This window comes from Caballeronia sp. S22, from assembly GCF_964261745.1.
Classification (GTDB): Bacteria; Pseudomonadota; Gammaproteobacteria; order Burkholderiales; family Burkholderiaceae; genus Caballeronia; species Caballeronia jiangsuensis.
Window position 1 is genome coordinate 899818 of record NZ_OZ180036.1, and the last position, 11881, is coordinate 911698.

Annotated in this window: 12 protein-coding genes; 9 read left to right on the forward strand and 3 right to left on the reverse strand. The window is 64.1% G+C overall.

Annotated elements, in window-relative coordinates; all coding sequences use genetic code 11:
- The first annotated feature begins 196 nt into the window (after positions 1-196).
- From ACEN42_RS19430 to infA, 6 genes are all read left to right on the forward strand, one after another.
- Positions 197-1171, forward strand: coding sequence for a LysR family transcriptional regulator (locus ACEN42_RS19430; protein WP_187606407.1), 975 nt, complete (start codon positions 197-199; stop codon positions 1169-1171).
- Between the two features lie 287 nt (positions 1172-1458).
- Positions 1459-2409, forward strand: a complete 951-nt coding sequence (locus ACEN42_RS19435; RefSeq protein ID WP_371882230.1) for a M23 family metallopeptidase — start codon at positions 1459-1461, stop codon at positions 2407-2409.
- Positions 2396-2761: a hypothetical protein gene (locus ACEN42_RS19440; RefSeq protein WP_187606409.1), complete on the forward strand. Its 366-nt coding sequence runs from the start codon at positions 2396-2398 to the stop codon at positions 2759-2761. Before ACEN42_RS19435 ends, ACEN42_RS19440 begins: the two co-directional genes overlap by 14 nt.
- Before the next feature lie 59 nt (positions 2762-2820).
- On the forward strand, positions 2821-3255 hold the full coding sequence (locus ACEN42_RS19445; RefSeq protein ID WP_187606410.1) for a polymer-forming cytoskeletal protein: 435 nt from the start codon (positions 2821-2823) through the stop codon (positions 3253-3255).
- A gap of 171 nt (positions 3256-3426) precedes the next feature.
- On the forward strand, positions 3427-4404 hold the full coding sequence (corA, locus tag ACEN42_RS19450; RefSeq protein ID WP_035507469.1) for a magnesium/cobalt transporter CorA: 978 nt from the start codon (positions 3427-3429) through the stop codon (positions 4402-4404).
- Positions 4405-4844: 440 nt separating this feature from the next.
- The gene (infA, locus tag ACEN42_RS19455) at positions 4845-5111 is read left to right on the forward strand and encodes a translation initiation factor IF-1 (protein ID WP_035507474.1); all 267 of its coding nucleotides are present in this window, start codon (positions 4845-4847) and stop codon (positions 5109-5111) included.
- Positions 5112-5280: 169 nt separating this feature from the next.
- Here the strand turns inward: infA and ACEN42_RS19460 are convergent, their stop codons facing one another.
- Genes ACEN42_RS19460 through zwf form a run of 3 tightly spaced genes read right to left on the reverse strand, consistent with a single transcriptional unit; the run spans position 5281 to position 8581 of the window.
- Complete coding sequence (locus ACEN42_RS19460; protein WP_371882231.1) at positions 5281-6165, reverse strand: HAD family hydrolase; 885 nt, start codon at positions 6163-6165, stop codon at positions 5281-5283.
- Positions 6165-6986 (reverse strand): ROK family protein, encoded by an 822-nt coding sequence (locus ACEN42_RS19465; protein ID WP_371882232.1) that lies wholly within the window; start codon positions 6984-6986, stop codon positions 6165-6167. The genes ACEN42_RS19460 and ACEN42_RS19465 overlap by 1 nt, the downstream gene beginning before the upstream one ends.
- A 29-nt stretch (positions 6987-7015) precedes the next feature.
- Complete coding sequence (gene zwf, locus ACEN42_RS19470; protein ID WP_371882233.1) at positions 7016-8581, reverse strand: glucose-6-phosphate dehydrogenase; 1566 nt, start codon at positions 8579-8581, stop codon at positions 7016-7018.
- A 207-nt stretch (positions 8582-8788) separates the two neighbouring features.
- On the opposite strand from zwf, the gene ACEN42_RS19475 reads away from it, so the two are divergent.
- The 3 genes from ACEN42_RS19475 (at position 8789) to ACEN42_RS19485 (ending at position 11878) form a co-directional block, all read left to right on the forward strand.
- Entirely contained in the window at positions 8789-9625 is an 837-nt protein-coding gene (locus ACEN42_RS19475; RefSeq protein ID WP_371882234.1) for an arylamine N-acetyltransferase, read from the forward strand.
- Between the two features lie 48 nt (positions 9626-9673).
- Complete coding sequence (locus ACEN42_RS19480; protein WP_371882235.1) at positions 9674-11377, forward strand: peptidoglycan D,D-transpeptidase FtsI family protein; 1704 nt, start codon at positions 9674-9676, stop codon at positions 11375-11377.
- A gap of 135 nt (positions 11378-11512) precedes the next feature.
- On the forward strand, positions 11513-11878 hold the full coding sequence (locus ACEN42_RS19485; protein ID WP_187606415.1) for a hypothetical protein: 366 nt from the start codon (positions 11513-11515) through the stop codon (positions 11876-11878).
- Positions 11879-11881: the final 3 nt, after the last annotated feature.

Genomic DNA, 11881 nt, shown 5'->3' on the forward strand with positions numbered 1-11881 from the left:
CTCCTTGTCTGGAAAGTTGCAAACGCGGGGGTTGGGATGAGCGGCGAAGACGCGCGGACAGGACGCCGGTGCGGCGCCGAAGGGAATGGCATGTCGTCTCCGTTTATAAGAAATCGGCCTGCACTGCTGCACGGTCGTTTCCTTGAGTATAGTTATGCAAAAGTCCATCATGGCACCATAAAAACACCCGATCGATATGCAAAAAAACGCCATGCAAACCGCCAAGTTCGACCTCGCCCGCCTGAACTGGGACGATCTGCGCTTCTTCCTCGAAGTCGCCCGCACGCAGCGCGCGAGCGGCGCGGCAAAGCGCCTGGGCGTCGATTACACGACGGTCGCGCGGCGCGTGCGCGCGCTCGAAGACGCGCTCGGCACCCTCCTGTTCGACAAGTCGCGTAGCGGCGGATTCATTCTGACCGCGGAGGGCCAGCGCCTGCTCGGCTTCGTCGATTCGATCGAGACGACGGTGCAGTCCGCCACCGAGCAGATCGCCAATACGGGCCACGCGCTGTCGGGACATGTACGCGTCGGCTCGACGGAAGGTTTCGGCTGCTTTTTTCTCGCGCCGCAGCTCGCGCGCTTCCAGGACGCGCATCCGAACATTTCCATCGACCTGTTGCCGGTGCCGCATTTCGTGAGCCTGTCCAAGCGCGAGGCGGATATCGCCGTGACGCTCGAGCGCCCCGAGCAGGGCCAGTACGTCTATACGAAGCTCTGCGAATACCGGCTCAAGCTCTACGCGACCGCCGAGTATCTGGACGCGCACGGGCCGATCCGCTCGAGCGAGGATTTGCGACATCATCGCTTCGCGAGCTATATCGACGATCTCGCCTTCAGTTACGAACTGCTGTATCTCGAACGCGCGGTGCCGGGCGCGGTGTCGCGCTGGCGCAGCACGAGCGCGATCGCGCAATACTTCGCGGCGCTGCAGGGCCGCGCGCTCGCGATCCTGCCGTGCTTCATGACCTCCGCCGATCCACGCTTCGTGCCGGTGCTGCCGGACGAGATCGTCGTGACGCGCGCTTTCTTCCTGTCCTGCCGCGAGGACCTGCGCAAGCTGAAGCGCATCACGGCCGTCTGGGACTATCTGCGCGCGGCGGCCGAAGCGAACCGCGGATTCCTGATGGGCGACGGCACGCAGATGGCGTGGGTCGATGTCAAGTCATCCTGATCGAATCACGTTTTATGACAGCGAGATCGGATCGAACGTGTTATCCGTCGATGCCCGATCGCGCGTCACAAAATTTGACCCGATGAATTCGTGTAATTTTGCTTCGATATCCTGTTTAAAACATCGCCTGTGCACACAGGGTCGTGCATAATCGGCGCCCAGTCTTATCGTTTTGCCGTGGAGAGCGCGGCGCACTCCATCCCCGTGATTTTCCTTAGTCCTTTTTCCGCCGGCCATACTGGCCGCTCCGCGCGCTGATGGCTTTCGTCATCTGGTCGCGGCGAACCATGTCCCGCCAGCGCATCCGCTTCGTCGAGGCACGGACGGCGCGCGCCATCGCCATCATCGGCGCGATCACGCTTCTGATCGCCGCGCTCGCGCTCGGCATCGCCATCGGCACGATGTTCGGCCGCAGCCATCTCGGCGAAGAGCGGGCGTTGACGTCGCGCCGCTCGTACGAAATCGAAGAGCTCGGCCGCATCAATGCCGCGCTGATCGAACTCGCGCCGCGCGTCGAAGGGCTGTCCGCGGAAGTGAACGAGCTGCACGAGTTCGACGCGCATCTGAAGGCCGCGCACGGCACGGGCGGCACGTCCGGCGTGCACGACGTGCCGCCGCTGCCGGACAGCGAGGAACCGGCATCGTCGCTCGACGGCGCCGGCGGCCCGGCGCTCCCCCCACGCCTTTGCGATACCGGCCACGCGACGACGGGCGCGCCGCGGCAGCGTCTGAAAAGCACGCAACGCATCATCGATTGCGTGAACGACCAAGTCTCGCAGTTGCAGACGCAGACGCTCGCGCACTATGCCGCGTACATGGCGTTTCCCGGCCGCGAACCGGCGCCCGGCGCGCGCAGCGGCTCGCCTTACGGCAATCGTCTGGATCCGTTCACCGGACATCTGAGCTTTCATCCGGGCGTCGATCTCGTCGCGCCGACCGGCACGCCGATCCTGGCGAGCGCGGGCGGACGCGTCGTGCAGGCCGGAGAGCGCAACGGCTACGGCAATGCGGTCGATATCCGACACGGCGACGGCACGATGACGCGCTATGGACATGCCTCCCGCGTCCTCGTGAAAGCCGGCGACTATGTGATGCCCGGACAGGAGATCGCGGAAGTCGGCTCGACCGGACGCTCCACGGGCCCGCATCTGCATTTCGAAGTGATCGTCGACGGCGCGCAGATCAATCCCTCACCCTTTCTCGCGCTCTTCAGGCGCAAGCCGAATGCGCAAAGTTGATTCGAAGCGGCCGTCGCTGCAACTGACTCGCCAGTCCTATTCGCTCACGCCCAAGCGCGGCGCGGGCATCTGGCTAGGCTTGATCGCGGCCATCTGCGCGATGGCCGCGCTCGCTGCCGCGGGCTTCGCGCTCAAGCGTTCGAACGAGGACGCGCACAAGCTCGACGCGCTCTGCGCGCCGCCCGCCTCCGAGCAGACGTTGCGCGATCAGCTCGCGCATGCGCAACTCGCGCTCGAGCAGGAAGCGGCGACCCGTGCGGCGCTGGAACAGCGCGTAGCGGACGGCACGGCCGAGATTCAGCGCCTGCAGACCGACCTCGTTTTCCTCAAGAAACAGCACAAGCCCGATTGAGCCGCACGTCTCGCACGCTCGCTTTCGTGTAACCCCTTACCGCATCGCAAGGACTCGACATGTTTTCATCCAAGAAGGATTCCACCGGCGTCAAGATGGCCAAGCTCGCGACGCTCGTCGCGCATAACGTTCACATCTCCGGCGATCTCGAGTTCAGCGAGGGCCTGCGCATGGACGGTCAGGTGACAGGCAACGTGAGCGGCCGGCCAGGCGAAGAGACGCTGCTCGTCGTGAGCGATCAGGGCGCGATTCGCGGCAATGTGAGCGCCTACGATGTCATCATCAATGGCTGCGTGACGGGCGATGTCACCGTCGCGCATTTCGTCGAACTTCAGTCCAACGCGCGCGTGCTGGGCAACATCTACTATCAGCAGTTGCGCATGGATATCGGCGCGACCGTCGAGGGCAAGCTGACCAAGCTCGATTCGCAGTCCGCGCATGTTCCGACGCTGCCGTCGCCGACCGAATACGCCGTCGACTTCAGCACGACTTGATGGCGGGAAACGAGCGCCGCACGATCGACGCTCGTTGGCAACAGTGCGCATGTCCAGCTAAGATTCGATGGATGGAGGCCACGCGCTCGCGCCCCACGCGAATCATCACGCGACTTCGAGCGCCCATCGACGCGTGGCCGGTGACATCGAAATAACTATAAAGGGCGCCCCATGCTGGTCAATTGCGCGGCTTATCAGAACGGCCGGAAACTCGCGGACGTCAATATCGACGATATCAACGCCTATCGCGATATGCCCGACTCTTTCATTTGGGTTGCATTGAAGGAGCCCGGTCCCGGCGAACTCGCGCATATGACACACCAGTTCGGTCTGCATGAACTGGCGGTCGAAGATGCGCAGCATGGTCATCAGCGGCCGAAGATCGAGGAATACGGCGACTCGCTGTTCGCGGTCTTCCATACCGTCGAGTTCGATGAAGAAGGCGAGGTGCTCGTCGGCGAGATGAACGTGTTCGTCGGCAGGAACTATGTGCTCTCGGTGCGCAATCGCACGACGCAAGGCTTTCAGGAAGTGCGCAAGCGCTGCGAGCGCGAGCCGCATCTGCTCAAGCACGGGCCGGCCTTCGTGATGTACGCGCTGCTCGATGCCGTCGTCGATCGATACTTTCCTGTGCTGGAAACGCTCGGCGCGGAAGTCGACGAAGTGGAAGAGCGCATCTTCGAACAGAAAGGCTCGGTGGAATCGCGCGAGATCATCGAGGATCTTTACTCTTTGAAGCGGCGCATGACGATCCTTCAGCATCACACGGCGCCGCTGCTCGAAGCCGTCAGCAAACTGTATGGCGGGCGATCGCCGGGCGTGTGTTCGGGCATGCAGGAATATTTCCGCGACGTGTACGACCACCTGCTGCGCATCGTGAAGACGATCGAAGGGCGTCGTGAAATGATCGTCACGGCGATTCAGGTGAATCTCGGCCTGATCGCGCTCGCGGAAAGCGAAGTGACCAAGCGCCTCGGCTCCTTCGCGGCCCTCTTCGCGGTGCCGACGATGATCGCCGGCATCTACGGCATGAACTTCAAATCGATTCCGGAGCTCGACTGGATCTACGGCTATCCGACCTGTCTCGCGGTTATGCTGATCGTCGATCTCGTGCTTTACTGGCGCTTCAAGAAGGCGGGCTGGCTGTAGCGAGAAAGCGTCTTTCAAGGAACCTTCAGGCGAAATTCATTGTCTAATCAAGCGATTTGCGCGAGAATGTGGAGTGGGCTTGCAAACAGGCCCATCGACCGCATATGACGTGAACGCACGTCACATTTTCACCGCTTTTCGTATCAACCGCACGTCGGCCTTGCTGTTCGCCGATGTCGCCGTCCCGGTCATGCCGGCCACGGCGCGCCGCCTCCGCGGTTCGCCCTGTCGTCCGGCCTATGCCGTCAAGCTCACAACGAGCCTGAAATAGAGACGCGGCGCGATCCGATCGCACGTTTGATCGTGCCGGACGTGCCAGGCCACGCTTTGCATCGAATCTAACGTTTCGTAGCGCCGCAGCCTGCGGGCAGCGGCGCTCGACGCTTCATCGGCGTAGGATTCGCAGATGCACCCATTACTAATCATCACAGGAGCCCCATATGGCGAAAGAAGAACTCATCGAACTCGACGGCATCGTTGACGAAGTGCTTCCCGACAGCCGCTATCGCGTCACGCTGGACAACGGCGTCGTCGTGGGCGCGTACGCCTCGGGCCGCATGCGCAAGAATCACATCCGTATTCTAGCCGGCGACCGCGTGACGCTGGAACTGTCGGTGTACGACCTGACGAAGGGCCGCATCAACTTCCGTCACAAGGACGAGCGCGCCAGCGGCGGCGGCCCGCGTGCGCCGATGCGCCGTCGTTGATGCCTGACCGCCTCATCTGATTCATCCGCAGCCAGCGTGAGCCTGATCCGCAGCGCACGCTTCTGAACCAACCCGCGGATCACCTGTACTTCGACGCGGCCGCATGCCCCGCGCCTGGCCGTTCAAGGCTGCGCGACGCGTCGATGCCCCCTTTCCCGCCCGCAATACCTCACGCCGCACCGCGCGCCGCCAGCAGCGCGTCGATGCCGATCGCGAAGCCATCCTCGTCGTTGCTCTTCGACACCAGGCTCGCCTGACGCTGCACGGTGTCGGATGCCTGCCCCATCGCGATCGATATACCCGCAATTTCGAACATCGCCACGTCGTTGCCCATGTCGCCGAGCACGGCCACGCGTTCCAGCGGCACGCCCGCGATTTGCGCAAGTTCGCGCACCGCGGTGCCCTTGTTCGCCGCGAGGCTCGTGACGTCGAGATAGTAGGTCTGCGAGCGCGCCGCATGACCGCGACCTTCCAGTTGCCGCTGCAAATCGCTTTCCACGCGCGCGAGCAGCGCCGTATCGGCAGTCGAGCCGACGATCTTGTCGACCGCGTCGAGATCGATATCGTCGAAGCGCGTCACGCGCACGCCCTCATAGCCGACCGTGCGCGTTTCGAGCGGCACGTACGTGCCTTCGGGATTGGTCAGATACCACGCATCGTCGATGAACACCCACGCGTCCACGTTCGCGGCGGCGAGCGCTTCGAGCGTGGTCTGCACGACATCGCGCGGCAATTTGTGCGACGACAGCACCTCCCACGTGCCTGGCCTGACGAGACTGCCGCCGTTGTACGACGCATAAGGCATATCGACAGAAAGCGCCTCCACGATATGCCGCATGCCCTTGCCCGGGCGGCTGCTGGCCACCGTGAAGCGCACGCCAGCTTCGCGCAGACGGCGCACCGCGTCCTTCGCGGGCTGGCCGAGCGCCTTGTCGGTGTAGAGCAGCGTGCCGTCGCAATCGGTGACGACGAGTTCCGCGCGGGCGAGCGCCTCGAAGGCCGCGGCTCCGTCGCCGGTCGCGCTGTGCAGGCCGTACTTGCCTTGAGCGTTCATCAGTGCGCCCCTTCGCGCTGGTTGAAATGCGGCAACTGCCGCGTCTCGCGCACCGAGCGCGGATGCCACAGCCGCGCGCCGCCTTCGATGCCCGCCGCGTTCGACACGATCGCCACGTTATCCGGCAGCTTGAACTTGATGTGCGCCGCGTTGCCGCCGCCGATCCAGAGCTTGTCGTAGTTCACGAGCGTCGCAAGAATGCCGATGATCTTCTCCACACGCCGGCTCCAGCGTTTCTTGCCCGCCTTCTCGCGCGCCGCGTTGCCGATGTATTCGTCGTAGGTCTTGTCCTTCGCGACCGGATGATGCGCGAGTTCGAGATGCGGCATCAATTCGCCGTCGCGAAAGAGCGCGGTGCCCGCACCGGTGCCGAGCGTCAACACCATCTCGATGCCGCGCCCTTCGATCGCCGCGAGTCCCTGCATTTCGGCATCGTTGATCATGCGCGCGGGCATGCCGCCCAGGCGCTCGGAAATCAGTTGCGCGAGGGGTACGCCACGCCAGGCCGGCGTGCCGAGATTCGGCGCGGTCAGCACGACGTTCTCGCGCACGACGCCCGGAAAGCCGATGGAGATATGCGTCGGCGGCTCCGCGACGATCGGTTTAATGAGTTCGATGAGCGTCTCCACGACCACGTCGGGCTTCGCCGGATGCGGCGTCGCCACGCGCACGCGGTCGCTCTTCATCTCGCCATCCTCGGAGATGATGGCCGCCTTCAACCCGGTCCCGCCGATATCGATCGCGAGAATCCGTTCGGCCTTGATCGCGAGTTTGTCCGCCGAGACATGCGTTTTCTGTTTGGCTCTTGATTCTGTGCTCACGCTCGTTGTCCTTATGATTGTTGATGAGGTCAGTCCTTCTTGCGCGTATCGGTCAGCGCGCGCCATGTGCGGCCGTCCTGCGCCAGCAATTGATCCGACTCCGCCGGTCCCGCGCTGCCCGCCGCGTAGCCGTGCACGGCGAGCGGGCTGTCCGGATGCAGCACGCGATCCACCGCTGCCCACGCCGTCTCGATGCTGTCCGCGCGCTGGAAGAGCGTGGCATCGCCGAGCATGCAATCGTAGAGCAGCGTCTCGTAGCCGACGTTCGCTCGCTCCGCGAAAAAGTCCGCGTAGTTGAAGGCCGATCGCACCTTGCCGATCTGCATCACGGGTCCCGGCACCTTCACGTTGAAGTCGAACGTCGTGCCGTGCGCCGGATCGATACGCAGCGTGAACACGTTCGGCGTGAGCGCATCGACGGGCGTATCGCGGAACAGCAGGAACGGCACGGCTTTCAGTTGCACTGAAATCTCCGTGCGCCGCTCGGTCAGCCGCTTGCCGGTGCGCAGATAGAAAGGCACGCCCGCCCAGCGCCAGTTCTCGACATACACGCGCGCCGCCGCATAGGTTTCGGTGCTGCTGTCCTTCGCGACGCCCGGCTCTTCCTTGTAGCCCGGCCCGGCCGGTCCGGCTTCGTATTGACCGAGCACGACATCGTTCGCCGTGAGCGGGCGGATCGCATCGAAAATTTCGGCTTTGCGGTCACGCACGGATTCGGCATCGAAGGAATTGGGCGGCTCCATTGCCACCATCCCGAGCAACTGGAAAAGATGGTTCGGCAGCATGTCGCGAAACGCGCCGGTCTGCTCGTAGAACTTGCCGCGCCCTTCCACGCCGATCGTCTCCGCCGCCGTGATCTGCACGTTGTCGATGTATTCGCGCCGCCAGATCGGCTCGAACATCGCGTTGGCGAAGCGCACGGCGAGAATGCTCTGCACCGTGTCCTTGCCGAGAAAATGGTCGATCCGATACACCTGCGACTCGTCCGCGAATTTGAGGATGCAGGCGTTGAGCGCCTTTGCGGACGCCAGATCGGTCCCGAACGGCTTTTCGATGACGAGCCGCCTGAAGTTGCCGTCCTTCTCTTCGAGCAGGCCCGCCGCGCCGAGATGCTCGATGATCGGCTGGAAAAAGCGCGCGCCCACCGCGAGGTAGAACATGATGTTGCCGGACTTCGCTTTCGCGAGCCGCGCCTTGAGCCGCGCGAAGGTCTCGTCTTCCTCGAACTCGCCCGGGAAATACTCGAGCCGTCCGACGACCCAGTTCCATGCCTCTTCGTTCAGTTGCGACGTGTGAAAGGTGGCGGCCTTGTCGGCGGCGAAACCGCGCAGCGACTGCGTAAGCTCGTCGCGCCAATCGGACGTCTCGCGCTCGCCGTGGTTCACCCCGATGATCTCCATGCCGTCGTCGAGGAGCTTGTCGGCGGACAGATTGTAGAGCGACGGCATCAGGAGCCGCTTGGTGAGATCGCCGCCGGCTCCGAAAATTACGAGCGTGCATGGCGGCGCGGGATGCTTGCCGGCGCATGTCGCGCTCGCCGGGCTCGCGGGATTCGCTTCGTTCGATTGGTTCGCTTCGTTCGATTCTTTCGGCATGGCGTATCGCCCCTTGTCAGTTGCGCGTGAACCTGGAAAGACCTTCATCGATACGGCACAGTTCATTTCGATAACGCACTACGCACCCGCGCGCCAAAAAACGTATGCAGTTTGTAATTTTTAACCTTTCGTGTCGTAAAATATGCGCGCTCGGCGCCTGCGCTCGCCGATCTTGCGACATCGAAGCCGACTCGAGGCCTGGACTACATGAACGCACACGACACTTCCATCGACCTTGCTGCTTACTTCGAGCGCATCGGCTTTTCCGGACCTGCGCGGCCCGCGCCGACGCTCGACACGCTGCGCGCGCTGCATCTGCTCCATCCCCAGACCATTCCGTTCGAAAACCTCGACGTGCTGATCGGCCGTCCGGTGCGGCTCGATCTGGAATCGGTCCAGCGCAAACTCGTCGAAAGCCGGCGCGGCGGTTACTGCTACGAGCATAACCTGCTGTTTCGCAGCGTACTGCAGACGCTGGGTTTTCGCGTGCGCAGCTTCGCGGGCCGCGTCCTCTGGGGCCGGGATGCGCCGGAGATGCCGGCGCGCACGCACATGCTTCTGCTCGTCGATCTCGACGAAGGCACGTTCCTCACCGACGTCGGTTTCGGCGGCATGACGCTGTCCGCGCCGCTCGCACTCCAGACGGGCCTCGAACAGATCACGCCCCACGGCGCGTTCCGCCTCGACGATGCCGGTGGCGAGCCGCCCGCCTATATCCTGCAGGCGCTCGTGAACGGCGCATGGACGCGCGTGTATCGCTTCGACCTCGACCCGCAGTATGACGCCGACTACGAGATGGCCAACTATTTCGTGTCCACGTACCCGCAGTCGATTTTCCTGCACAACCTGCTGGCCGCGCGTCTCGCGCCGGGCAAACGTTTCGGCCTGTTCAACCGGCGCTTCTCGGCGCACGACGAACGCGAAGGCAGCGATCATCGCGAACTCGAAAGCGTCGCCGATCTGCGCCGCGTGCTCGAAAACGAGCTCGGCATTCGTCTGCCGGATGACGCCGGTCTCGACGCCGCGCTCGCCCGTCTGCCCTGATGCGCGGACACCCCGGCCGGCACAACCAAGCTTAATCACAGGACCACGATGTTCAAGAAGAAGACGCGCGGCGGCAGCGATTTCCAGACGCATCACCGCAGCACGATGCTCGTGAACCGGCTGCCCGCGTGGCGCTCGCGTCTCGTCGTGATGGGCGTCACGGCGGCGTTCCTGTCGCTTGCCGGGCGCGCGCTGTGGGTGCAGGTCATCGACCACGAGTTCTATATCGGCGAAGGCCAGAAGCGCTATCAGCGCACGCTGGCGCTTTCGGCGACGCGCGGGCGCATCGTCGATCGCAACGGCGCGATGCTCGCCGTGAGCCTCGCCACCTATGAAGTCTGGGCGACGCCGAAGCTCTTCGACGGCGACCACGGCAACGAGATCGCGCGCCTGCTCGACATGCCGCCGAAGGAGTTGCAGCGGCGCGTCGATGGGAACCGCGCGTTCGTGCTGCTCAAGCGTCAGGTGGAAGCCGAGGCCGCCGAGCGGATCCAGACCATCGGGCGCGCGGGCATCACGCTCGTGCCGGACACGAAGCGTTTCTATCCCGAAGGCGAATCGGCGGCGCACGTCGTCGGCTTCACCAATAACGAGGATCACGGGCAGGAAGGCGTCGAGCTCGCCGCCGATACGCGTCTGACGGGCGAAGCCGGCCAGCGCGAGGTGATTCGCGACCGCCTCGGCCGCGTCGTCTCGCAGATCGGCGAGCCGGCCATGCCGCAGAACGGCGAGACGATTCAACTGACCATCGACCGGCGCATTCAGCAGCTCGCGCACTCGCAACTGAAAGCGGCGATCGCGAAGCACAAGGCGCGCGCGGGCAGCGTCGTCGTGCTGGACGCGAGGAACGGCGAGGTGCTCGCGCTCGCCAATTATCCGAGCTTCGATCCGAATGACCGCTCGCGCCTCACCGGCGAGCAGTTGCGCAACCGCGCGCTCACCGACACCTTCGAGCCCGGCTCGACGATCAAGCCGCTCGTCGCCGCGCTGTCGATCGATCTGGGCCGCGTGCGGCCGGACACGCGCATCGATACGGCGCCGGGCACGTTCAAGCTCGGGCCGAACGTGATTCACGACACGTCGAATCACGGCATCATCACCGTGGCCGAGGCAGTGCAGATGTCCAGCAACGTCGCGCTCACGAAGCTCGCGCTGCAGATTCCCGCGCAGACGATCTGGGACAAGTACCGCGAATACGGCATCGGCCGCGCGCCCGAACTGACCTTCCCTGGCGCGGCGACCGGCCGCCTGCGCGCGCCCGAGCGCTGGAAGCCGATCGAGCAGGCCACGATGGCCTATGGCTACGGCCTGTCGCTCTCGCTACTGCAGATCGCGCAGATCTATACCGCCTATGCCGGCGATGGACGCTTCCATCCGGCCACGCTGATTCAGGGCGAAGCGCGCCGCGACGCCCTTCAGGTGACGAAGCCCGCCACCGCGAAGGCCGTGCGCAGCATGCTCGAAAACGCGACCGGCGACCACGGCACCGGGCGCGCGGCGGCGGTCGAAGGCTATCGCGTCGGCGGCAAGACCGGCACGGCGCGCAAGCAGGTCGGGCGTTCGTATGCGGCGAACAAGTACCGGGCATCGTTCGTCGGCATCGCGCCGATGAGCGATCCGCGCGTGATCGTCGCGGTGATGATCGACGAGCCCACGGGCGGCACCTACTACGGCGGCACGGTGGCGGGGCCGGTGTTCTCGGGCATCGTCGGCGGCACGCTGCCGCTGCTCGACGTGCCGCCCGACGCCTGAGCGGCGCGCAGGCGGGCGCGGGCCTTGCTGCATCGATCATGCGCACCCCGAGGCGCGCCCGCGAACCTGACCGGACTGTAAAGGGCTTGTGCTCTAATGTCGTGTTCGGCACCAAGAGATCAAACGGGAAAGACCATGAAAAAACTCGCCGCGGCGCTCGCGTTGCCTGTGCTTTTCGCCGCTTGCGCCCAGTTTCATAACGAAGATGCGGGACAACCCGAAGTCGAGAAATCATCGACCGACAACAAGGTGAACGGCATCGTCCAGTGCATCGCCGACGAAGCGAAGAAGCACGACGCCAAATATCAGAAGACGGCCATCCCGCAAGGCGTGATGCTGGAGTTCGGCGATTCCAACGTGATCAAGGTCCGTTACGACAACGGCGAGACCACGTATCGCTTCTATCCGGGGCAGCGTCATCCGTCGAATCTGTGGATCGAAGGCGCGGGCAAGAAATGCGCGCCGGCGGATGCGACCGCCCACGACGAACCCCAGAAATAAGCA